This window comes from Caballeronia zhejiangensis, from assembly GCF_000698575.1.
Lineage (GTDB): Bacteria > Pseudomonadota > Gammaproteobacteria > Burkholderiales > Burkholderiaceae > Caballeronia > Caballeronia zhejiangensis.
In genome coordinates this window covers 96,026-117,385 of record NZ_JFHD01000007.1, presented here as the reverse complement: position 1 = coordinate 117,385, position 21,360 = coordinate 96,026, and the positions used below count along the sequence as shown (strand labels likewise).

The following is a 21,360-nucleotide window of genomic DNA, read 5'->3' as shown; positions in this document are numbered from 1 at the left end:
CTCCCATCTTGAAAATGGTCCGCAAACCATGGCTCTGAACGACACGCCCGGCTTCGCCGGAAAAGAAAGTCATGACCAGCCGAAAGAAACGCGTCATGACGCCGCGCTGGATCAGGCGCGCCTCGATCTCGTCGCGCTGCTCGACCGTTTCACCATCGGTTGCGAAGGCTCGGTCGAGACGCCGGTGCCGGGGCTGTTCCTGCATCGGATCATGAATCCGGGCGGCCCGAAGCACGGCATCCAGACGCCCGCGCTCGCGCTCATCGCGCAGGGCAGCAAGCGCCTCATGGTCGGCGACGAGGTCTATATCTACGATCCGATGCACTATCTGGTGTCGTCGGTGGATCTGCCGGTGTGCGGGCAGGTGTCGGTGGCGAGCGAGTCCGAGCCGTATCTCGGCATGCGGCTCGATCTCGATGTCGACGAAATCACGTCGCTGATCCAGGACGAAAGCCTGCCGCCCGCGACGCAGACCGACGCCTCGCGCGGCCTCTACGTGAACCGCCTCGGCAACTCGATGCTCGATGCCGTGTTGCGCCTTTTGCGGCTCGTCGACACGCCCGAGGACGTGCCGATCCTCGCGCCGCTCGTGAAGCGCGAAATCCTGTATCGCCTGCTGATGAACGGCTCCGGCGCGCGTCTGCGGCAGATCGCGCTGCAGGACAGCCAGACGCAGCGCATCGCGAAGGCGATCCAGTTGCTGCGCCAGCATTTCGACCAGCCGCTGCGCGTGGAGGACATCGCGCGGGACGTGCACATGAGCGTGTCGTCGCTGCATCATCATTTCAAGGCGGTGACGGCGATGAGCCCGCTGCAATACCAGAAGCAGCTGCGGCTTCAGGAGGCGCGCCGCCTGATGATGCTCGATATCGTCGATGCCGCCACCGCCGCGCATCGCGTGGGCTATGAAAGCGCATCGCAGTTCAGCCGCGAGTACAGCCGGCTTTTCGGTGCGCCGCCGTTGCGCGACACCCGCCGCTGGCGCGACGCGACGGCCGCCGCCGCGGGGGCCTGAGCACCGAAATTTCAACGAAGCACTGGCCGAGCGCGCGCGAATGGTCTTGAATGGATTGCCGACAGGCGATGCGACGGCGCTGCCGCATCGATTTATTTCATCGTCCGCGGAATAGTGCAGCGCTTCCGAACGTTCTACGGATACTTCTACAACAAGGAAGATGAAATGAAGAAGCGTATCCAGATGTTCGTCGCTGCCGCAACCGTCGCTACCGCTTTTGCTTCGCTCGCGTCATCCGCGCATGCTGCGGCGCCGAAAGAATCGAACGGCATGTTCGTCGATGAAAACGGCATGACGCTCTACACCTTCGACAAGGACACGAAAGGCGGCCCGAGCGCGTGCAGCGGCGGCTGTGCGCAGGCCTGGCCCGCCGCGATGGCGAGCGACTCCGACAAGCCGAGCGGGAAATGGACCATGGAATCCGCCGACGGCGGCAAACAGTGGGCCTATGACGGCAAGCGCGTCTATCGCTTCGCGAAGGACACGAAGCCCGGCGACAAGAACGGGGACAATTTCCGCGATGTCTGGCACGTCGTGAAGCCCTGAGCGCCTTCGCATCGATGCGGGCTCGCGGAATAAATCGGCGAGTCCGCCAGTCTTTCAATCAACAGGTAACGACCATGAAACGATCGATCGGCGTGACGGCGCTCCTGATCGCGCTCGGGCTCGCGCTCGGCACAGCGGGCTGCGCGAGCGGTACGCAAAGTGCGCCGCCTTCTTCTGGCGCGCCGAGCGGACCTGCCGGCGGAGGCAGCTACTGATGGCGAACGCCTCCGGCTCGCCCCGCACGCAAGAGGACGCACGGTCTTGAGCTTCGAGAGCGATCTTCTCGCGCATCTGCCGCAGTTGCGCCGCTACGCGCGCGCGCTGACGGGCGATCGCGCCTGGGCCGACGATCTCGTGCAGGACGCGACCGAGCGCGCGCTCAATCGCGCCCGGTCGTTTCATGCGGGCACGAATTTGCGCGCGTGGCTGTTCACGATCATGCGCAATCTGTATATCGACCAGTTGCGCGGTCGCCGCGATATCGCCGTCGACGACGAAAGCGCGCCCTGGCGGCAGATGGCCGCGCCGCGCGGGGAAGTCGACGGCCTCGTGCTGCGCGACGTGCAGCGCGCGCTGTACTGTCTGCCGGTCGAGCAGCGCGAAGTGATGCTGCTCGTGTGTGTCGAGGAAATGAGTTATCAGGAGGCGTCCGTGGTGTTGAATGTGCCGACCGGAACCGTGATGTCGCGCTTGTCGAGAGCGCGGGAGCACATGCGCGTTCTGCTCGGCGAGGAATCGGGCCGCAAGGCGTCGCCTTCGTCGCTGAAAGTGGTGAGCCGCTCATGACCAATCAAGACCGTCCATCCGAAGGCGGCGACCGTATGGGGCCGCCCAAACCCGATCGCGATCTGCAGGCGCTGTCCGCCTTTATCGACGACGAACTTCCCGGCAATGAGCGCGATGCCGTGGCCGAACGCGTCGCGGGCGATCCCGCGAGCGAGGCGACCGTCGCCGCGTATCGTGCGCAGGACAATGCGTTGCGCGCGCTCTTCGCCGATCAGAGCGAGCCGCAGATCGTGCGTCTGCGGCCGCGCTCGCGCGAGCGTTATCTGATCGCGGCAGGCTTCATGGCCGTCGGGCTCGCGTGCGGATTCCTGTTGCAGATGCTCCTGCCCGCGCTCGGCGACAAGCCGCGCTTCGCGGAACGCGCGGATATCGCGTATGCCGTGTACGCGCCCGAGCAGCGGCACGCGGTGGAAGTGGCGGCGTCGCAGCAAGATCATCTCGTCACCTGGCTCTCGAAGCGGCTGAATCGCGCGGTGACGATTCCGTCGCTGGCCGAGTACGGATTTCAGCTCGTCGGCGGACGCCTGTTGCCGGACGAAGAGGGTCCGGCCGCGCAGTTCATGTATCAGAACGCGGCGGGCGAGCGCCTCACGCTCTACATGACGACCGCCACGATCAGGCGCAACGACAGCAAGATCCGCACGCTGAAGGACGGACAACGCACCACGTTCTATTGGGCGTGGAATCGCGTCGGCTATGCGCTTTCGGGGCAGATCGGCGAGGAAAAGCTGCAGGCAATCGCCTATGACACCTGCAAGGAGCTGGGCGGCGATCCGAAGAACTGGTGAGCCGGGAATCCATAAAAAGGCCGCAACGATGCGTGATCGTTGCGGCCTTTCTCATGCGCGATCGTGCTTATCGATAGCGATGCGGCGGAGGCGGCGCGACATGGTGATGATGGCGTTCCCATTCCTGACGCTGCCAGTAACGATGACCGTCCCAGTAGCGCTCGCCATGCCAGCCGACCGTCACGCGATGCGTGGGACCGTGGTGAACGTCCGCCGACGCCGCGTTTGCGAGACCCATGCCCAGCGCGGCGGCAAGGGAAGCGATCAACAGGCTTTTCTTCGTCTTGTTCATGATGTGTGCTCCTTGGTCGTTTGCCTGGCGGTGAAACCGCGAGTCGATTGGTCGCAGTTCGGCCAAACTTTGGCGTGTGGTTCAGGACCGGCTTATCAACGGTAGTAATCGTGATGATGGTGATAACCGCCGCCGTCCGGCACGACGATGCAGCCCGATAGCGCGCTACCCAACAACACGCTCAACGCTGCAAGGATCGCTAGTTTCTTCATGGGTTTCTCCGTGTGAATCCATGGAGACCAATTTAGCGGTTCGCAAAATGACAAGCCGTGTTCGTTTGTAAGCAAACGTGTAATCTGAAATATTCGCGACGGGCGTCTACAAGCTCCGTCGTGCGCCGTTGTACGGCGGATGCAGGACGCGCTATTCTGAACTCCGATTCGAAATGTCGGAGTGAACATGTCTCACATCAGCACGGGCGTCGAGTACGCGCTGCACTGCATGCTGTATCTCGCGGAGCCGCCACACGGCGTGCGCGAGGCGAGCGTGCGCGATCTGGCGGAATTGCAGGGCGTGCCTGCGGAATACGTCGCGAAGCTCTTCACGAAGCTGCACAAGGCGGGACTCGTCGTCGCGACGGAAGGGGCGCGCGGAGGTTTCGCGCTCGCGCGTCCGTCGAAGGAAATCAGCGTGCTCGATGTCGTCGACGCAATCGACGGCGACAAGCCTCTCTTCGAATGCAGGGAGATTCGCGCGCGCTGCGCCGTGTTCGGCGACGACGCGCCGCCTTGGGCGACGAGCGGCGTATGCGCGGTTCACGCGGTGATGAAGAACGCCGAAAAGCGCATGCGTGAAGCGCTCGCGGCGGATCGGCTGGCGGATCTCTCCGGGCGCATGCATGCGAAAGCGCCGCGCACGTTCGGGCCGCAGGTCGTCAAATGGCTCGGCGGGCGCACGGACCAGCGCCGCGCGGCCAAGCGCTGAAAGACTTTAGCGGACGATCTTCGGCTTCATGTTCGGCGTGAGCGATACGCCGACCACATGTCCGGCGCGCACGCCGCAGCGGCTATCTACGCGCGTCCATTGCTCCTTGCCGCGCGCCTTCGCGAACGCGCGCATCACGATGACCTGATCGACCGGAATCGGGTTGCCGACACTGAAGATCGTAGTATCGTCGTCGATCTTCGCGGAGAGCACGCGGCGGTCGGGCACGATGAGCGTGTCGTACTTCGGCGCGTTCTCCACCCAGCGATCGAATGCGGCGACACATTGCGCGACGGCATCCGGTACGTGAAGCCTCGTCAGATACGAATAATCCTCGGGCACGTCCGGCGTTTCCTGCGCCTGGACGAGCTGAAACATCGACGCCGACAAAGCGAGCGCGGCCAGGGCGGGAGCAAGAATGTTCTTCATGCGATGGGCGATGAAAAGGGCGTTCGGAGATGTTCGGGCAGAGCGCGGATCGCCGGAGCACGGATCGCGTGAATGGCGCTGAACGTGCGGTGCGCGCGCCTGCGCAGGAATGGCGCGAAGTATACCGTGTGACGTTTTGTGACGTCGAGCGATTCGCGCAGGTCGAATGCCGATCGAAAGCCTCGCCCGCAGCGATGTATCCTTTGATGCCGATAAACACGCGAACGAGGTGCCCAATGAAAGCGGTGCGATGGTCGCAACGAGACGGCTCAGGGCTCGAGCATCTCGTTCTCGATGAAACGCGCGATGGCATCGTGATCGAAAGCGCGGTCGTGGGCGAAGACGAAGCGTGTGCCTTCGGTCTCGTGTATCGCATCGAATGCGATGCGCGCTGGCAAGTGACGCGGCTCGCGCTGAAGCTCGCGGGCGGCGCATCGCTCGATCTGCATCGCAGGGACGGCGACAACGGCGACGCGCACGCATGGACCGATGCGAACGGCGAGCCGCTCGAGGCGCTGCGCGGCTGTATCGACGTGGACATCACCGCGACGCCTTTCACCAACACGCTGCCCATCCGCCGCCTGAAACTCGAACGCGGCGAACGGCGCGTGATTCGCGTCGCTTATGTGCGCGTGCCCGAGCTCGGCGTGAGCGCGGTGGAGCAGGCTTATACGTGCATCGAGCCGGATTGTCGCTATCGTTACGAAGGGCTCGACACGGGCTTCACGGCGGATATCACCGTCGACGAAGACGGCCTCGTGATCGACTATCCCGGCCTCTTCACGCGCATCCGGCGATAATACGCAGACATTCGCCTCAACCGATTTCCACTATGACCGACACGACTTCCCCCCGGCTCACGAGCCTGTCCCACGGCGGCGGCTGCGGCTGCAAGATCGCGCCCGGCGTGCTCGCCGACCTGCTCAAGCGCGCGACGCCGCTGCCCGCGTTCCCGAATCTTCTGGTCGGCAACGACACCGCCGACGATGCCGCCGTCTACAAGCTCAACGACGAGCAGGCGATCGTCGCGACGACGGACTTCTTCATGCCGATCGTCGACGATCCATTCGACTTCGGCCGCATCGCCGCGACCAACGCGCTCTCCGACGTCTACGCGATGGGCGGCAAGCCGATTCTCGCGCTCGCGCTCGTCGGCATGCCGATCAACGTGCTGCCGCATGAAGTCATCGCGCAAGTGCTGAAGGGCGGCGAAGCGGTGTGCGCGGAAGCGGGCATTCCGGTGGCGGGCGGCCATTCGATCGATTCGGTCGAGCCGATCTACGGGCTTGCGGCGCTCGGCATCGTGCATCCGTCGCGCGTGAAGCGCAACGCGGCCGCGCGCTCGGGCGACGTGCTCGTGCTCGGCAAGCCGCTCGGCGTCGGCGTGCTGTCGGCGGCGCTGAAGAAGGACAAGCTCGACGCGGCGGGCTACAGGGCGATGATCGACGCGACCACCAAGCTCAATCGTCCCGGCGCGGAACTGGCGCAGCTCGAGGGCGTGCACGCGCTCACCGATGTCACCGGTTTCGGCCTGCTCGGTCACACGCTCGAACTCGCGCGCGGCGCGCAACTGACGGCGCGCATCCGTTACGCCGATCTGCCGTGGCTGCCGCAGGTGCGCGAATTCGTGCGCGCGGGCATCTACACGGGCGCGTCGGGACGCAACTGGAGCGCGTATGGCGACCACATCTCGTTGAACGTCGAAGGCAAGGAAGGTGAGGAGGCCCGCGCCTTGCTGACCGATCCGCAGACCTCGGGCGGCCTGCTCGTGTCGTGCGCCCCGCATGCCGTGAACGACGTGCTCGCGATCTTCCGCGCGGACGGCTTTCACGACGCGACGATCATCGGCGAAATGGTGGACGGCCGGGGCCACGTCGACGTCAGCTAAACAAACTCGAAACGCATGAAGGAAGAATCCCCGAAAGCCATTTTCTACGCGCTCGCCGCGAATTTCGGCATCGCCGTCTGCAAGTTCGGGGCGGCTGCCTTCACCGGCTCGGGCGCGATGTTCGCCGAAGCCATCCATTCCACGGCCGATTGCGGCAACCAACTGTTGCTGCTCTTTGGCCTGAAGCGCGCGCAGGCGCCCGCGAACGCGCTGCATCCGCTCGGCTCCGGGCGCGAAATCTATTTCTACGCGCTCATCGTCGCGCTGCTGCTGTTCTTCGTCGGCGGAGCGTTCTCTGTGTACGAGGGCGCGCATCGGTTGATGCATCACGAGCCGTTGTCGAACCCGATCGTCGCGCTCGTGATTCTCGGCATCTCCGTCGTGCTCGAAGCCTTTTCGCTCGCGGGCGCGATCCGCGAAATCCGCAAGGGCGCGCCGAACAAAACCTTATGGCGATGGTTTCGCGAAACGCGCGAATCGGAATTGCTCGTCGTCGCCGGCGAGGACGTCGCGGCGCTGCTCGGCCTTGCGATCGCGTTCGCCGCCGTGCTCATGACGATGCTCACCGGCAACCCGGCCTACGACGCCGCCGGCTCGATCGGCGTCGGCGTGCTGCTGATGATCATCGCGTTTCTCGTTGCGCGTGAAGTGAAGTCGATGATCGTCGGCGAATCGGCGAGCCCGGAAGTACGCAAGGCGATCGACGCGCACTTGCGCACGCGCCCGGAAATCACGCGCATCATCAGCCTCATTACGCTGCAATGGGGCAAGCACGTCGTGGTGGCAGTGCAGGCCGAAATGATCGATTACGCCAGCGGCGGCGCGATGATCGATGCGATCAACATCATCGAAGACGATCTGCAGCGCGCCTTTCCGCAAGTGCGCTGGGTGTTCTTCGAACCCGACGTAGCACGCGATCGCGGCGAGCCGACGGCCGCCTGAGGCGAGGGCAGGCCAGGAGCGCGGCGTGCTACGGCTTTCAGGGTCGTCCGGGACCGCTCCTGCCGCGCGGACGTCATCGCGCTAGCATATGGCGTGCGCGTCGTCCGCATCGAGTCCCTGAAATTCTGTGATCTTCATCCGACCCATGCGCAAATTGCTCCTTGCAGTGCTGCTCGTCGCCGTGGCGAGCGTTCTCCCGATCTTTTCCCAGTCCTCGTTCGCCGCAGCCGCTTCCGCGCAGCACGCGTCGCAGCCGGCGGTCGCGCTGACGCCGCAGCAGGCGCGCGATGCGCTTGCCGTGCTCAACGATCCCGCGCGCCGTTCGCAAGTCGCGGATACGTTGCGCGCGATCGCCGCGGCCGGCGCGCTGGCCGCGCCCGCGAGCGCGCCGCAGGCGGCATCGTCCGCGGCGCCGGCATCGGGCGCATCGGGCGTGCTCGCGCATTCGTTGACCGCGAATGGGCTCGCGTCGCAATTGTCGCGGCAGGCGGGGCACTGGCTTGTCGAGATCGGCGCGGGGCTGCGGCATTCGACCGTCGCGCTGCTCGATTTCGGCTCCGTGATTTCGTGGTGGCGCGACCGTACGTCGAGCGACGCGGGGCGCGCGCTCATCGGCCATGTCATGTGGACCGTGCTGGCCTCGCTGATTCCCGCGTTGCTGCTCGAATTCTTGTGCTTGCGCCTGCTGAAGCGCCCGCGCGCCCGGATCGCGGCACGCGGCGTCGCCGATGCTGAGGAGCAGGATCCCGACCTCGTGCGCGAACAGCACGCCGCCGAGCGCGCGGAAGACGCCGCCGCGCAAACCGGCGACGCCACCGCGATGCATCTCGCCGAGCGCAAGGCGGACACCGCGCGCGGCCAGCGTCACGCCGCGCGTCACTGGACGCTGTTGCAGCGCCTGCCGAGCGCGCTCCTGTACGGCTTGCTGTCGCTGGTTCCGCTGATCGTGTTCATCGGCGTGGTGACGTTGCTGATGTCGATCCTCATCGACGACAACACGGCCGAGGCGCGCGTCGCGGGCTCGCTCATCGACGTCTATCTGGCGTGCCGCGCCGTCGTGATCGTGAGCGGCTTTTTCGTCGCGCCGCGTGCGCCCGGACTGCGCCTCATCCAGATGCGCGATGCCGCCGCCGCGTACACGCATCGTTGGGTGCGGCGCATCGTGTGCACCGCCGGCGCGGGCATCGCGCTCGCCAATGCCGGCGAACCGATCGGCCTGTCGGGCGATGCGCGCATCGCGGTGCTGAAGGTCACGCTGCTGATCGTGCATCTGATGATCGCATTCGTGATCTTCCAGAGCCGCAATTCGGTGGCGGAGCGCATCCGGCAGCGCGCGCGTTCGAACCGCTCGGTGAGATTGGTCGGCGCGTGGTTCGCCGATATCTGGGCGGGCGTCGCGATCTTCTTCGTGATCGCGCTGTGGTTCGTGTGGGCGCTCGACGTGCAGAACGGCTACCGCACGCTGTTTCATCTCGGCGGCGTGTCCTTGCTCGTGCTGGTCGGCGCGCGCGTGCTCGCGATCGTCGCGTTCGGCGCGCTCGGCCGCGTTTTCCATCAGAACGACGAAGAGGATCTCGCCGGCGAGTCGATCGCGCGGCGTCGCGCGTATCGCTATTACCCGGCGCTGCGGCGTATCGTGCAGGCGCTGATTTCCGTCATCACCGTGGTCGCGCTGCTGCAGGTGTGGCACGTCGATATCGTGCATTTCTTCACGTCGGGCGGCGTCGGCAACCGGCTCGCGTCGGCGCTCGTCACCATCGTGATCGCGGCCGTGTTCGCCGTGCTCGTGTGGGAAGCGGCGAACATCGTCGTCGAACGGCGGCTCGAACAATGGACCGCGAGCGGCGAGCGTCTGCGCGCCGCGCGCCTGCGCACGCTGCTGCCGATGATGCGTACCGGCCTTTTCATCGTGATCGCGATGGTCGTCGTGCTGACGGGCCTTTCGGAACTCGGCGTGAACACCGCGCCCTTGCTCGCGAGTGCGAGCATCTTCGGCGTGGCGCTCGGCTTCGGCTCGCAGAAGCTCGTGCAGGATCTCATCACAGGCATCTTCCTGCTGATGGAAAACGCGATGCAGGTCGGCGACTGGGTGACGCTCGCGGGCGTGTCGGGCACGGTCGAATATCTGTCGATTCGCACGGTGCGCTTGCGCGGCGGCGACGGCTCGCTCTACACCGTGCCGTTCAGTTCGGTCTCGACGGTGAACAACACGAATCGCGGCATCGGCAATGCAGCGGTGCGCGTCTCGATCGCACTCGGTCAGGACGTCGATCTCGCCATTTCGACGCTGAAGGAAATCGGCGCCGCCTTGCGTGACGACGAAGCGTTCCGCGACGGCATTCTCTCCGACTTCAGTTTCTGGGGCGTCGATGCCGTCGACGGCTCGACCGTCACGCTCGCCGGCCAGATCCAGTGCCGCGACAGCGCGCGCTGGCCGGTGCAGCGCGAGTTCAACCGGCGCATTCTCAACGAGTTCACGGCGCGCGGCATCGAGATCGCGAATCCGCAGCGCAACTTCGTGATCGTGAACGGCGGCAATCAGGAAGGCGGCCCGGAAGGCGTTCAGGACGCGGACGAGGCGGGCGCGGATCAGCGCGGCGAGCCGTCGAAGGCCGCGCAGCATCCGACGGGCGAGGCGGCGGGTTCGGCGAACGTCGCGTCGAACGCGCCGCCGCCGCGCTCATCGCAAAGCGGCACCTGAGTTTTCGGTTAGCGCTCCTATAATCGTGCGGGTTGACCGCGCCCTGGCCGGGCGCGGTCTTCTTTCGAAGGTCGAACCCTTACGAGGATCCGCTCGCCATGAGAAAACTCCGCGCGTCACGATCGATAAAGCTCAGAAAAACCGCCTGTGCGTCACTGTTCGCCGCCGGCCTCGCGACCCTGACAGGTTGCGCGTTCGCCCAGCCATCCGATGACAGCGGCCCCGAAGGCGGCCGCCACGTCAAAGTGATGATCGTCACGATGTTCGGCCCCGAGGGCCAGGTCTGGCTCGACAAGCTCGGTCCGTGGCAGGCGATCAAGGTGCCGGGACTGTCGCCGGATTATCCCGAGGTCAATTGCAATCGCGACGATGTCTGCGTCATCACGACGGGCATGGGTCACACCAACGCGGCCGCGTCGATGATGGCGCTGGCATTCTCCGACCGCTTCAATCTGCGGCACACGTATTTTCTCGTCGCGGGCATCGCCGGTATCGATCCGAAGCAGGGCACGGTCGGCTCGGCAGCCTGGGCGAAGTATCTCGTCGATTTCGGCATTCAATGGGAACTCGACGCGCGCGAGAAGCCCGCCGACTGGCCTTCGGGTTTCCTCGGCATCAACACGAAAAGTCCGTACGAGAAACCGCCGCTCGACTATCGGACGGAGGCGTTCGCGCTCAATGCATCGCTTGCGGATGCGGCCTTCGCGATCTCGCGCAACGTCACGCTCTCGGACAGCGATCAGGCGAAAGTCGCGCGCGCGAAATTCAACTACGCGCCGGCCAACCAGCCGCCGCGCGTGATCCAGTGCGACACGCTCGCCGGCGATACGTGGTGGTCCGGCAAATATATCGGCGAGCGGGCGAGGGAGTGGACGCGCCTCCTGACCGACGGGCGCGGTGTCTATTGCACGACGCAACAGGAAGACAACGCGACGTACGAGGCGCTCAAGCGCGCGGCGAGCGTGAAACGGGTGGATCTGTCGCGCGTGGCGGTGCTGCGCGCCGGATCGGACTTCGACCGGCCGTACGAAGGGCAAGCCGCTTCGGACAATCTGCTCAATTACGCCGATCAGGGCGGCTTTGCGCCGGCCATCGAAAACCTGTATCGAACGGGCAATCCATTCATACAGGAGGTTGTTACACATTGGGGCGCCTGGCGCAAAGGCATCCCGCAAAAGTAACGCCACGGCGTTACAAAGCCGGTAACAAGGCCATGTTTCTGGCAGTAACAACTCTGTTACTGCGACCAAGTAACTATTACCTAACCTGCCGCGGATCGGTAATCGCCGATTTCGCGGCATTTTTTTGCTCTTTCACGTCCGATGAATGGCGAATAAAAGCTGGGTCTTGGCGTCAACGGAATCCCGTAAATGCCCGTTATATGGCGCGGAAGGCGATTATTAAGATAAAAACGAAGCCGCGCCGGGCGGACCTCGCAAACGTTAGACAAATACGCACCGGATCAAAGAATCGGTCAAATTCTCCAGACCGAAAAAATTACCGACCTAAAGTGTTGTTTGCAACAAAATATTATTGAGACACTCTTGCTTTAGGTTCAGACAGTTCTTAGAATCCGTCTCACAGTGGTTGTTACAAGATGTAACGCACTGAAACAAAGATTACGCGGTACGTAGCCGGGCAGAACGAGTCCGGTGAGGCACAAAAAAGACATCGGCAAAAAGCCGGCGGGAAATCGGGGATTTACTGGAAGTTGCAACCATGAACGGTCGCGAAACGCTGGAATCGATCCGGGAAATCAATTTGTCGTACATCATGCTCGCGCAGCGTCTGCTGCGCGAAGACCGCGCCATCGGCATGTTCCGGCTCGGTCTGTCGGCGGAACTCGCCGATCTGCTGTCGGGGCTCACGCTCGCACAGGTCGTCAAGCTCGCGTCGTCGGATAACCTGCTTTGCGCATTCCGCTTCAACGATCACACGATGCTGTCGGCCTTGGTGCAGCCCGCGAAGAACGCGGACATCGCGCCGACGCACGCGGCAATCCTGCTGGCTGGCCAGCCGGCCGAACAGTTCGCTTAAGTGATGACGGAGCGAGCCATGCTGAAGAAGAGCCTCACTGAAGACGCCCAGGAAGTGTTCCGCGCCATCGCGCTGATCGAGCTCGGCGCGCGCATGCAAGTGCTGGAGAGCGAACTCACGCTCTCGCGCGATCGCATGATCCGCCTGTATCGCGAAGTGAAGGGCGTGTCGCCGCCGAAGGGCATGCTGCCGTTCTCGGCCGACTGGTACATGACGTGGCTCGCCAATATCCACGCATCGCTTTTCTATAACACCTATACGTTCCTGAAGAACGAAGCCGGCTGTTCGCATCTCGATGCGTTGACCAAGGGGTATCGGCTGTATCTCGAGCACTGCAACCATAGCGGCGCCGAGGCGGTACTCGATCTTACGCGGGCCTGGACTCTTGTGCGCTTCTTCGACGCGGGCATGCTGCAGATGACGGCTTGCTGCCGCTGCACCGGGAAGTTTGTCGCACACAAACATGATTTGCAGAACAACGTGGTGTGCGGGGCCTGCCAGCCGCCGTCACGCGCGGGGAAGACCAAGAAAGCGGCGGCCGCGAAACAGGCCAGCAAAGAAGCCGCGCTGGAGGTAGTGATGTCGAAGAACGAAGTGCCGGAGCATGCGGAGCACACGGTACTCGCTAACGTAGCGGCAGTAGCGGCGTTACAGCCGCAACGAGCTAGCCTGGTCGCACAGGCTGCTTAGGCGGTAGCGGCCGCCGGCGTTCCTTCCGGGGACTGTCCGCGAGGATGGTGGATGTCCGGCTCGCCGCTACCGCGTTTTACTTCTCGTCCGTTTTCCCGAATCCATAGCCCGGCGCCGATTGGCGTGCCGGGCTTTTTTGTTTTGCCGCCCAGTAAAATGCTTCGATGGCACGCGCTCTCGAAGATAACGGCTTGGCTACCGCACAACAGGGTTTTCTGCTGACTCGCCACTGGCGCGACACCGCGGCAGGGACGGAAGTCGATTTCTGGCTCGCGACCGACGACGGCCCGAGAAAGATCCGCATCGCGACGCAGACGAGCGTCGCGTTCATTCGCGCCGAAGATCGCGCGAAGGCGGAGCCTGTCGTCGCCGGCGTGCGCGACACGTATCTGCGCGAGCTGCCGCTCAAGGACTTCCGTCAAAAGCCGGTGCTCGGGCTTTACTGCCCGCAGTATCGTCAGTTACTCGCGCTCGAAAAGAACCTGAGAAGCGCCGGCGTCAATGTCTTCGAGGCCGATATCCGTCCGCACGAGCGCTATCTGATGGAGCGCTTTATCACGGCGCCGGTGTCGTTCGAAGGCGCGCCGCGCGACGGTTACATTTGCAGCGAACTGAAGCCCGCGCCGGATTACCGGCCGTCGCTGAGCGTCGTGTCGCTCGATATCGAAACGAGCGTGAAGGGCGATCTCTATTCGATCGCGCTCGAAGGCTGCGGCGCGCGTCAGGTGTACATGCTCGGACCGCCGACCGGCGCCGCCGAGCCAGCGGATTTCGCGCTCGACTATTGCGACACCCGCGCCGACATGTTGCGCCGCTTCAACGCGTGGATCGCGCATCACGATCCGGACGCGATCATCGGCTGGAATGTCGTGCAGTTCGACTTGCGCATCCTCCAGCGGCACGCCGACGACTACGGCGTGCCGCTTACGCTCGGCCGCGACGGCGGCACGGTCGAATGGCGCGAGCACGGCATGAAGCGCAATCACTGGTTCGTGTCGATCGCGGGCAGGCTCGTCATCGACGGCATCGAGGCGCTGCGTTCGGCGACGTGGAATTTTCCGTCGTTCAGCCTGGAGTACGTCGCGCAATCGCTGTTAGGCGAGGGCAAGGCCATCGACAGTCCGTACGCGCGCATGGACGAGATCGAGCGGCGCTTTCAGGAAGACAAGCCCGCGCTCGCGCGTTACAACCTGAACGACTGCGAGCTCGTCACGAAAGTTTTCGACAAGACCGAACTGCTGCCGTTTTTGCTGGAGCGCGCGACCGTCACCGGTTTGCAGGCGGATCGCAGCGGCGGATCGGTCGCGGCGTTCACGCATCTGTATATGCCGCGGATGCATCGGCTCGGCTATGTCGCGCCGAATCTCGGCGACGTGCCCGAGGAAGCCAGTCCCGGCGGCTTCGTCATGGATTCGCGTCCCGGTCTCTACGATTCCGTGCTCGTGCTCGATTACAAGAGCCTGTATCCGTCGATCATCCGCACGTTTCTGATCGATCCGGCCGGGCTCGCGCAAGGCATGGCGGCTTCCGACGAGACCGCCACGGTTCCCGGCTTTCGCGGCGCGCGATTTTCACGCGACACGCACTGTCTGCCCGCGATCGTCGCGCAAGTGTGGGAAGCGCGCGAAGCGGCGAAGCGTCAGCGCAACAAGCCGCTGTCGCAGGCGCTGAAGATCATCATGAATTCGTTCTACGGCGTGCTCGGATCGAGCGGCTGCCGCTTTTTCGATCCGCGTCTCGCGTCGTCGATCACCATGCGCGGTCACGAAATCATGCATCGCACGCGCGAGCTGATCGAAGCGCGCGGCTACGGCGTCATCTACGGCGATACGGATTCCACTTTCGTCTGGCTGAGGCGCGCGCGCAGCGAGGAAGACGCGGGGCGCATCGGCCGCGCGCTCGTCGCGCATGTCAACGAATACTGGCGCGAGCATTTGCGCGAGACCTTCGGGCTCGACAGCGCGCTGGAATTGCAGTTCGAAACGCATTTCACGCGTTTTCTGATGCCGACGATCCGCGGCACGGAAGAGGGCAGCAAGAAGCGCTACGCCGGCCTCACGACGCGCGCCGACGGCACCGAGGAAATCATCTACAAAGGGCTCGAAACGGTGCGCACCGACTGGACGCCGCTCGCGCAACGCTTCCAGCAGGAGCTTTACCTGCGCGTATTCAAGGGTGAGGCATACGCGGACTACGTGCGCGATTACGTCGGACGCACGCGGCGCGGCGAGCTGGACGAACTGCTCGTCTATCGCAAGCGCCTGCGCCGCACGCTCGGCGACTATCAGCGTAATGTGCCGCCGCATGTGCGCGCCGCGCGCATCGCCGATGAGTACAACGCGCGTGCCGGACGCCCGCTGCAATATCAGAACGGCGGCTGGATCAGCTATGTGATGACGGCGGTCGGTCCCGAACCGGTGGAAGCGCGCCACGCGCCGATCGACTACGAGCACTACGTCAGCAAGCAGCTTCAGCCGGTCGCGGACGGCATTCTGCCTTTCCTGCGCGACGATTTCACCGCGCTGATGTCCGGTCAGAAAGAGCTGTTCTGAGTTCCGAGTCTAGAAACGCACGCCGAAGCCCGCTTCGATGATGTCCGCATCGCGGTCGTAACGCGTGACCATGCGATTCCACGTCACGCGCGCGAGCCATCGATCCGAGAAGCGGTAACTCGCCGACACCGATACGAGACCGGAGAAGCGTCCGTCGCCGGTGCGGTTCTGCGCCAGATCGTCGTTCTGCGTAATCGACAGATACGGCCCCGCGCCGACGCCGAGCGTCAGCTTGTCATTCAAGAACGCGCGCGTCGCCCAGAGTTGCGCGGCAACGCCGTCGCGGCGCGACTGGACGTGGCCGCCTTCGTGCAGATACGACGCGGTGAAGTCGAAGTAACGCCACAATCCGCGCCGATATTCGATGCTCTCCGCCAGATTCGTTTCCGAGTCGGGACTGTTGAGGATCGTCGTGCCGAGCATCACCGTGACTTCGTTGTTGGTGACGTTGGTCGTGCGCGACACGGGGCGCGCGCGCGGTCCGCGTCCTTCGGGCGCGTCGAGCTGATAGCCGATGCCGAAGAGCAGCGCGGTCGTGTCGGGACCGCCGAATGCCTGCACGCGATTGAGCTTCATCTCCGCGATCCAGCGGTTGTCGAAGTAATACGCCGCGCGCAGCGTGAACATCGCGCCCCAGCCGTGCGTGTTCGAGTATTCGCCGCCCGACTGCGCCTCGCTCGTATCGAAATAGCGATACGGCCCGGCGCCCGCCGACAATTCCAGCCGCTCGTTCCAGAGCGGCAGGCGTCCCCATAACTGCAGCGCCTGCCCGTCACGGTGATGATCGGGAATATGGCCCTCATTGAGCCAGGAAAAGCTCCAGGCGGCGTAAGGCCCGAGCCCTTCACGATAATTCGCTTCCCACGAATACGTGTTCTGGCTGCTGCTCTGGAGTGCGCCAGCCAGAAACGAAAATTCCTGCGAGTGAGCCGCGCTGCTCGCAATGCCGAGTAGCGCGAAAGCGATCGCGCGAAGGGCCGTTCTGCAATGTCGTTCGTTCTGGGTTCTTGTCATCGGCGAGGTCGGATTCGGAAGGTTCCGGCAACTTTCGTGCGGTCTGTTCCGATGCAGGATACAGACTTAGGAAAACTCCCGCAAAGTTCTGACTAATTCCTATTTCCACCGACGGCAAGGTGAAACGTTTGCGCGGAACAATCGCTCGGCATGCGTTCGCAGCCACTCACACGCGGGGTTACGCGTTTCGCGGACCTTGCGTAGATTGAGTTCTCCCAGTGCATTCAGGCAAACGAGGTCAGCGATGGACTCCACCCCAATCGAATATCGAGGCTGTGAGCTTTCGGTCATCGTCCAGCATCGGGCTGGAGAATTCGTCGCGACGCTTCTGATCGAGCGGCCGGGCGGCGTGCGGCGCGCGATCGGGCCGATGCGCGCGTTTGCGACGGCGCAGGCCGCCGCGAACTTCGCGTTCGAATGCGGCAAGGCGGAACTCGACGGCGCATCCGCGATGCGCGCGCCGCGCGTGGCGGTGTCGGGCTGATGCCGTCGCTCAGGCGCCGCTCGTGCGCGGCTCGCCCGAAGTCGCCGCCGCGGCGCCGTCCGGCGTCGCCGGATGCCGCGCGCGATACACCACGAGCGCGCACACGCTGACCGCAGCGATCGCGACCGGCCCGGCTACCGCTTCAAAAATGCGCGGCGGCAACCAGGCGCGCCGAGCATCGCGCCGCCCGTGCCGGTGCCCGTCACAAAGAGCGCACTCAGCGACAGCCACGCGAGCGCCGGTTTCCCCGCGAGATGTCCGAACGACGCGAGACTCGACGTCGCGCACACGAACGCCGCCGCGACCACCTACTGCGGATTGACAAGAACACACGCAATAGCATCGCTGACCGCGCCGTCGACCCGTCTCAAGAAATGCTGAGAATCGGCCTATTCCTAGGGGCAATCCGCTGATTTGACGCAATAATTTACAAATCCACGAGACGGGCCGGATAAGCTCGGATGTTCCATCCGGGCGGGTCGTCCGTATCTGCTCGCTTTCCGTCTTCCGACTGTTGAACCGCCATGGTGACTCTGGTTAGCTGTTTCTCCGATCGCAACGCGACATCATCGCTCGACAATCACATCGAATATTGCCGGCGCGCGAACGCGAAGCATCGTTTCGAGCCGATATCCGGCTGCGTCGATTCGCTCGAATTGCGCACGCTCTACAAATACCAGTTGCTGAACGACGTACTGCGGGAGGCCGAAGAGGGCGAACTCGTCATTTTCGCCACGGAAAACGCGTTGTTCCTCCGCTTTCACGACTTCGAGCCGATCATGGCGGACCGCGACGTCCTGGTCACGAAAGGGCATTTCGGCATTAACACCGAGATGTTCGTGCTGCGAAACAATGAAGAGAACCGGCGCATGATTCGTGGCTTCGCCGCGCAATGCCGCAAATACTTCGAATACGGCAAGTTCGTCACGGAAGAGGAACTGCTCGAAGCCCTGCCGACCGTGCCCGACTGGGACGACCTGAACGGCGTGGTGCCGATCGCGTCGATGTGGGCGAGCCAGCATCCGGATATTCGTGGCCGCGAAGTCGTCGCGGTGTCGATCGTCTACACGCCGCGCCTTTACAGCAAGTACGGGCCGCTGTGGCGCGCGGTGTTCGCGCGGCATGTGAGCGCGTGTCACGCGTCAGGCGATCTTCGCTTTTTCGACGATGCAGCGCCGATGTCGAGCGATTCGAACGAGCCGCTTTCGGTGTATCAGCCGGGACGTCCGATCGCGGTCGTGATGCTCTATACGCCCAACATCGCGAGCTATGCGCGCTTCGGCGAAGCGAGTCTGCGTGCGTACTGCGAGCAGCACGGTTATACGCTTTACGTGCATCGCGAAGTGCCGGCCGATTTCGGCCGCGATGCGTGCGGCAACTGGGCCAAGCCTTTTCTTCTCAGCAAGTACCTGCCGCAGCACGAATGGGTTTTCTGGATGGACGCGGACATCATCGCGATGAACCGGAGCGTGAAACTGGAGAAGTTCACCGAAGGGCGCGAACGCGTGCTGACCGCGGACATCTGCGGCTGGCGTTTCAATTCGGGCGTAATGGGCTTTCGCAACACCGAGGCGAATACGAACGTGCTCGACGCCGTGCTGGCGAAAGTGCGCGAGATCGAGGACATCCAGTACACGTTTTCGAGTCAGGGCGACCAGTATGTGTTCATGGAGCAACTGATCGCGCACGGTCTGTGTCCCGAGATGGATTCGCCCGAACTCGTGAGCTTTCGCGAACTGAACACGCCCTGGTATTACGCGGACCGGAACACGTTCCTCTGTCACTTTCACGGCCTGAGCACCGAGATGCGGGCGCTGTTCATGTCGATGGATTCGGTGCCGGAAGGCGGCTTCGAAGCCATCGAACATGCGGCGCCGCGCACGCCGCTCCTGATCCGCAAACCCGCGTGATCGCGGCTTACGCGCCGGCCATCTTTCTCATCAGGCGCACGCGGGGATCGACTGCTTCCTGCAGCGCCGGCTCCTCCGCGAAATGCCAGGCGAGGCTGCGCGCACGCACGCGGCGCGTCGGCTTGACGTGCTGACGCCGGCGCACCAGCGAGCGCACGGCGCGCCCCAGCGCCAGATCGATGGCTCCGCGCCAGTCGCGCGCAATCGACGTCGCGACGACCTTGTTTTCCCGATTCAACTGCACTTCCACCTGACAGCGCTTGTCGACGCCGCCGCGCGGCCCGTTGATGTCCGACAAGCTGACGGTCGCCTTCGAGATCAGCCACGCGAGACGGCGAAAGACGAATTCGCTGCGCGCTTTCGCAAGCTCGTGCATCGCAATGGCTTCGGGGTCGCGGGACTTGAACAGGACTTTCATTGACGCCTCCTCGTTGAACATGGATTCAGCGTAAAGGCCGGTCGCGATCCGAAAAAGCAGACTGAACGGAACCTAAGCTTCGAAAAAACCGAAGTTAGCTCGTGGCTCGCGCAAGCACCTGCTGAGTCAACGGATGATGCCGTCCGCGCCGCGACACGATCGCGTGCACTTCCTCTTTCACGTCCGGCGAGCGGCCGAGCCAGCGCAGTCCGCGCAACAGCGGCGCATCGCCCGCGCCGAATTCCGCGAGCGGAAACACCCCGAGGCCGCGCGCGCCGAACACGGCCATCAGCGCACTGTCCTCGAATTCGCCGACGATGCGCGGCGCGATGCCTTGCGCCTCCAGCCATCGATCGAGCCTTGCCCGCAGCGACGAATGGCCGGTCGGCAAAAGAATGGGCAGCGACGCGAGACTTTCAGGGAAACGATCGATCGCGCTCTTGCGCACGATCGAAGCCGGCCCGTACCAGTCGACCGGCGAGGCGATCAGCCGCTCGCTCGTGAGACGCAGATTGTGATTGTGCGGCGCGGGGTGGCTCGCGAGCACGAGATCGAGCCGATGCAGCGCCAGTTCGCCGAGCAGTTCGTCGGTCTCGCCTTCGTGACACAGAAGACGCAGCGACGGATTGCCGAGCACTGGCGCGAGCAGCGCGTGCGCAGCAAGCTTCGAAATGCCATCCGACAGGCCGACCGCGAGACGCGCGAGCGCGCCGCTCGCCGCCTCGCGCACTTCGTCCTGAATCGACTGCCCAATATGAAAGATTTCCTCCGCACGCGCGAAGGCCACCTGTCCCGCTTCGGTCATCGTGACGCCGCGGCCTTCCGGCTTGAGCAGTTGATGCCCGAGCGATTTTTCCAGCTCACGCACTTGCGCGCTGATGGTTTGAACCGCCATGTCGAGCCGTTCCGCTGCGCGCGCGAATCCGCCTTCCTTCACGACAACCCAGAAATAATGCAGATGACGATAGTTGAGCATGTGCCGTGCGTCCTTTTCGATACATCGAAAAAACCGAAGTAGGGCTTCGATTATCGCTGATTTTTTCGAGTACGAGTTCAGCCGATCATGGCGCGATACGTTCAATCAAAAACCCTGTTACTCATGGAATATCTCCTTTCGCTCGCCGCCGATCCCGCCGTCTGGGCCGCGCTCGTCACGCTGATCGTGATGGAAGTCGTGCTCGGCATCGACAATCTCGTCTTCATTTCGATTCTCAGCAACAAGCTGCCCGTGGCGCAACGCGCGCGCACGCAGCGCATCGGCATCATGCTCGCGCTCGTCATGCGGCTCGCGCTGCTCGGCACGGTCGCGTGGATCGCGCAACTGACCACGCCGGTGTTCTCCATGTTCGATCATGCGTTCTCGTGGCGCGACATCATCCTGCTCGCGGGCGGCCTGTTCCTCGTCTGGAAGGCGACCACGGAGATGCGTCATCACGTCGGACGCGAGCACGATGTCGTGCCCGGCGTCGCGTCGAGCGTCGGCGGCATGACGGCGTGGGCTGCGATCGGCCAGATCCTGCTGCTCGATCTCGTGTTTTCCGTCGACAGCATCATTACGGCGGTCGGCATGACCGAGCATCTGCCGATCATGTTTATCGCCGTCATCTTCGCCGTCGCGACAATGCTGTTCGCCGCGCAACCGCTCTCGCGTTTCATCGAACGCAATCCGACGGTCGTGACGCTCGCGCTCTCGTTCCTGCTCGTGATCGCGATGACGCTGATCGCCGAGGGTTTCGGCACGCACGTGCCGAAGGGCTACATCTACGCGGCGATGGGCTTCGCGGGATTCGTCGAAGGTTTGAACCTGCTTGCAAGGCGCGCGAAGGGCAAGCGCGAGGCGAGCGTTCCCGCGCGTAATTCCGCTTGCTTCTCGTCGTCCGAGTGACTACGTTATTCGTTAGCCAACGTCTAAATTCTTTCGGGTCCCGAAATAATCAACCGACA

At 63.7% G+C, this 21,360-nt stretch carries 23 protein-coding genes; 17 read left to right on the top strand and 6 right to left on the bottom strand.

The genetic code is table 11. The features are described 5' to 3' along the window. Positions 1-28 precede the first annotated feature (28 nt). The 5 genes from BG60_RS12475 to BG60_RS12460 all read left to right on the top strand — a co-directional run bounded on the left by BG60_RS12475 (position 29) and on the right by BG60_RS12460 (position 3,135). On the top strand, positions 29-1,015 hold the full coding sequence (locus BG60_RS12475) for an AraC family transcriptional regulator (RefSeq protein WP_008353388.1): 987 nt from the start codon (positions 29-31) through the stop codon (positions 1,013-1,015). Between the two features lie 165 nt (positions 1,016-1,180). Then, entirely contained in the window at positions 1,181-1,561 is a 381-nt protein-coding gene (locus tag BG60_RS12470) for a COG4315 family predicted lipoprotein (protein ID WP_033536167.1), read from the top strand. 74 nt (positions 1,562-1,635) lie between these two features. Further along, positions 1,636-1,776 carry a hypothetical protein gene (locus BG60_RS38700; protein ID WP_160172887.1) on the top strand — a complete coding sequence of 47 codons (141 nt, stop codon included), beginning with the start codon at positions 1,636-1,638 and terminating at the stop codon, positions 1,774-1,776. Between the two features lie 46 nt (positions 1,777-1,822). Further along, the gene (locus tag BG60_RS12465) at positions 1,823-2,347 is read left to right on the top strand and encodes an RNA polymerase sigma factor (protein WP_008353386.1); all 525 of its coding nucleotides are present in this window, start codon (positions 1,823-1,825) and stop codon (positions 2,345-2,347) included. After that, positions 2,344-3,135, top strand: a complete 792-nt coding sequence (locus tag BG60_RS12460) for an anti-sigma factor family protein (protein ID WP_081851847.1) — start codon at positions 2,344-2,346, stop codon at positions 3,133-3,135. Before BG60_RS12465 ends, BG60_RS12460 begins: the two co-directional genes overlap by 4 nt. Positions 3,136-3,202: 67 nt before the next feature. Here the strand turns inward: BG60_RS12460 and BG60_RS12455 are convergent, their stop codons facing one another. Next, on the bottom strand, positions 3,203-3,427 hold the full coding sequence (locus BG60_RS12455; RefSeq protein ID WP_008353384.1) for a hypothetical protein: 225 nt from the start codon (positions 3,425-3,427) through the stop codon (positions 3,203-3,205). Between the two features lie 399 nt (positions 3,428-3,826). Here BG60_RS12455 and BG60_RS12445 point away from each other — a divergent pair, with 399 nt between their 5' ends. Next, the gene (locus BG60_RS12445; protein WP_008353382.1) at positions 3,827-4,351 is read left to right on the top strand and encodes an RrF2 family transcriptional regulator; all 525 of its coding nucleotides are present in this window, start codon (positions 3,827-3,829) and stop codon (positions 4,349-4,351) included. 6 nt (positions 4,352-4,357) lie between these two features. On the opposite strand, the gene BG60_RS12440 is transcribed toward BG60_RS12445, so the two are convergent. Then, complete coding sequence (locus BG60_RS12440) at positions 4,358-4,780, bottom strand: BspC domain-containing protein (RefSeq protein ID WP_008353380.1); 423 nt, start codon at positions 4,778-4,780, stop codon at positions 4,358-4,360. A gap of 236 nt (positions 4,781-5,016) precedes the next feature. Between BG60_RS12440 and BG60_RS12435 the strand changes: the two genes are divergently transcribed. From BG60_RS12435 to BG60_RS12400, 8 genes are all read left to right on the top strand, one after another. Beyond that, positions 5,017-5,580, top strand: a complete 564-nt coding sequence (locus BG60_RS12435; RefSeq protein ID WP_033536168.1) for a putative glycolipid-binding domain-containing protein — start codon at positions 5,017-5,019, stop codon at positions 5,578-5,580. A gap of 32 nt (positions 5,581-5,612) precedes the next feature. Further along, positions 5,613-6,668: a selenide, water dikinase SelD gene (selD, locus tag BG60_RS12430; protein ID WP_008353377.1), complete on the top strand. Its 1,056-nt coding sequence runs from the start codon at positions 5,613-5,615 to the stop codon at positions 6,666-6,668. 15 nt (positions 6,669-6,683) lie between these two features. Next, positions 6,684-7,610, top strand: coding sequence for a cation diffusion facilitator family transporter (locus BG60_RS12425; protein WP_008353375.1), 927 nt, complete (start codon positions 6,684-6,686; stop codon positions 7,608-7,610). Positions 7,611-7,755: 145 nt separating this feature from the next. Next, positions 7,756-10,311, top strand: a complete 2,556-nt coding sequence (locus BG60_RS12420) for a mechanosensitive ion channel domain-containing protein (RefSeq protein WP_033536138.1) — start codon at positions 7,756-7,758, stop codon at positions 10,309-10,311. 98 nt (positions 10,312-10,409) lie between these two features. Continuing rightward, positions 10,410-11,492, top strand: coding sequence for a purine-nucleoside phosphorylase (locus BG60_RS12415; RefSeq protein WP_033536139.1), 1,083 nt, complete (start codon positions 10,410-10,412; stop codon positions 11,490-11,492). A 538-nt stretch (positions 11,493-12,030) separates the two neighbouring features. After that, the gene (gene flhD / locus BG60_RS12410) at positions 12,031-12,348 is read left to right on the top strand and encodes a flagellar transcriptional regulator FlhD (RefSeq protein ID WP_008353371.1); all 318 of its coding nucleotides are present in this window, start codon (positions 12,031-12,033) and stop codon (positions 12,346-12,348) included. An 18-nt stretch (positions 12,349-12,366) separates the two neighbouring features. Further along, entirely contained in the window at positions 12,367-13,038 is a 672-nt protein-coding gene (gene flhC / locus BG60_RS12405; RefSeq protein ID WP_008353370.1) for a flagellar transcriptional regulator FlhC, read from the top strand. Between the two features lie 164 nt (positions 13,039-13,202). Then, the gene (locus BG60_RS12400; RefSeq protein WP_174447721.1) at positions 13,203-15,590 is read left to right on the top strand and encodes a DNA polymerase II; all 2,388 of its coding nucleotides are present in this window, start codon (positions 13,203-13,205) and stop codon (positions 15,588-15,590) included. A gap of 9 nt (positions 15,591-15,599) precedes the next feature. Here the strand turns inward: BG60_RS12400 and BG60_RS12395 are convergent, their stop codons facing one another. Continuing rightward, entirely contained in the window at positions 15,600-16,604 is a 1,005-nt protein-coding gene (locus tag BG60_RS12395; protein ID WP_008353368.1) for a hypothetical protein, read from the bottom strand. A 244-nt stretch (positions 16,605-16,848) separates the two neighbouring features. Between BG60_RS12395 and BG60_RS12390 the strand changes: the two genes are divergently transcribed. After that, complete coding sequence (locus BG60_RS12390) at positions 16,849-17,088, top strand: hypothetical protein (RefSeq protein ID WP_008353367.1); 240 nt, start codon at positions 16,849-16,851, stop codon at positions 17,086-17,088. A gap of 134 nt (positions 17,089-17,222) precedes the next feature. Here BG60_RS12390 and BG60_RS38695 read toward each other — a convergent pair whose 3' ends face one another. After that, positions 17,223-17,378, bottom strand: a complete 156-nt coding sequence (locus BG60_RS38695; RefSeq protein WP_160172886.1) for a hypothetical protein — start codon at positions 17,376-17,378, stop codon at positions 17,223-17,225. 234 nt (positions 17,379-17,612) lie between these two features. Between BG60_RS38695 and BG60_RS12385 the strand changes: the two genes are divergently transcribed. Further along, positions 17,613-18,998 carry a glycosyltransferase family protein gene (locus BG60_RS12385; protein WP_008353366.1) on the top strand — a complete coding sequence of 462 codons (1,386 nt, stop codon included), beginning with the start codon at positions 17,613-17,615 and terminating at the stop codon, positions 18,996-18,998. A gap of 7 nt (positions 18,999-19,005) precedes the next feature. On the opposite strand, the gene BG60_RS12380 is transcribed toward BG60_RS12385, so the two are convergent. After that, on the bottom strand, positions 19,006-19,416 hold the full coding sequence (locus tag BG60_RS12380) for an HPF/RaiA family ribosome-associated protein (protein ID WP_008353363.1): 411 nt from the start codon (positions 19,414-19,416) through the stop codon (positions 19,006-19,008). Positions 19,417-19,510: 94 nt separating this feature from the next. Continuing rightward, on the bottom strand, positions 19,511-20,392 hold the full coding sequence (locus BG60_RS12375; protein ID WP_008353361.1) for a LysR family transcriptional regulator: 882 nt from the start codon (positions 20,390-20,392) through the stop codon (positions 19,511-19,513). Between the two features lie 123 nt (positions 20,393-20,515). On the opposite strand from BG60_RS12375, the gene BG60_RS12370 reads away from it, so the two are divergent. Further along, positions 20,516-21,301, top strand: coding sequence for a TerC family protein (locus BG60_RS12370; protein ID WP_008353360.1), 786 nt, complete (start codon positions 20,516-20,518; stop codon positions 21,299-21,301). Positions 21,302-21,360: the final 59 nt, after the last annotated feature.

Coding starts and splice junctions, on each gene's coding strand:
- flhC (WP_008353370.1), top strand. CDS start 12,367: ATGCTGAAGAAGAGCCTCACTGAAGACGCCCAGGAAGTGTTCCGCGCC.
- BG60_RS12470 (WP_033536167.1), top strand. CDS start 1,181: ATGAAGAAGCGTATCCAGATGTTCGTCGCTGCCGCAACCGTCGCTACC.
- BG60_RS12415 (WP_033536139.1), top strand. CDS start 10,410: ATGAGAAAACTCCGCGCGTCACGATCGATAAAGCTCAGAAAAACCGCC.
- BG60_RS12390 (WP_008353367.1), top strand. CDS start 16,849: ATGGACTCCACCCCAATCGAATATCGAGGCTGTGAGCTTTCGGTCATC.
- BG60_RS12455 (WP_008353384.1), bottom strand. CDS start 3,427: ATGAACAAGACGAAGAAAAGCCTGTTGATCGCTTCCCTTGCCGCCGCG.
- BG60_RS12435 (WP_033536168.1), top strand. CDS start 5,017: ATGAAAGCGGTGCGATGGTCGCAACGAGACGGCTCAGGGCTCGAGCAT.
- BG60_RS12395 (WP_008353368.1), bottom strand. CDS start 16,604: ATGACAAGAACCCAGAACGAACGACATTGCAGAACGGCCCTTCGCGCG.
- BG60_RS12380 (WP_008353363.1), bottom strand. CDS start 19,416: ATGAAAGTCCTGTTCAAGTCCCGCGACCCCGAAGCCATTGCGATGCAC.
- flhD (WP_008353371.1), top strand. CDS start 12,031: ATGAACGGTCGCGAAACGCTGGAATCGATCCGGGAAATCAATTTGTCG.
- selD (WP_008353377.1), top strand. CDS start 5,613: ATGACCGACACGACTTCCCCCCGGCTCACGAGCCTGTCCCACGGCGGC.
- BG60_RS12375 (WP_008353361.1), bottom strand. CDS start 20,392: ATGCTCAACTATCGTCATCTGCATTATTTCTGGGTTGTCGTGAAGGAA.
- BG60_RS12400 (WP_174447721.1), top strand. CDS start 13,203: ATGGCACGCGCTCTCGAAGATAACGGCTTGGCTACCGCACAACAGGGT.
- BG60_RS12475 (WP_008353388.1), top strand. CDS start 29: ATGGCTCTGAACGACACGCCCGGCTTCGCCGGAAAAGAAAGTCATGAC.
- BG60_RS12460 (WP_081851847.1), top strand. CDS start 2,344: ATGACCAATCAAGACCGTCCATCCGAAGGCGGCGACCGTATGGGGCCG.
- BG60_RS12420 (WP_033536138.1), top strand. CDS start 7,756: ATGCGCAAATTGCTCCTTGCAGTGCTGCTCGTCGCCGTGGCGAGCGTT.
- BG60_RS12370 (WP_008353360.1), top strand. CDS start 20,516: ATGGAATATCTCCTTTCGCTCGCCGCCGATCCCGCCGTCTGGGCCGCG.
- BG60_RS12445 (WP_008353382.1), top strand. CDS start 3,827: ATGTCTCACATCAGCACGGGCGTCGAGTACGCGCTGCACTGCATGCTG.
- BG60_RS12440 (WP_008353380.1), bottom strand. CDS start 4,780: ATGAAGAACATTCTTGCTCCCGCCCTGGCCGCGCTCGCTTTGTCGGCG.
- BG60_RS12385 (WP_008353366.1), top strand. CDS start 17,613: ATGGTGACTCTGGTTAGCTGTTTCTCCGATCGCAACGCGACATCATCG.
- BG60_RS12425 (WP_008353375.1), top strand. CDS start 6,684: ATGAAGGAAGAATCCCCGAAAGCCATTTTCTACGCGCTCGCCGCGAAT.
- BG60_RS38700 (WP_160172887.1), top strand. CDS start 1,636: ATGAAACGATCGATCGGCGTGACGGCGCTCCTGATCGCGCTCGGGCTC.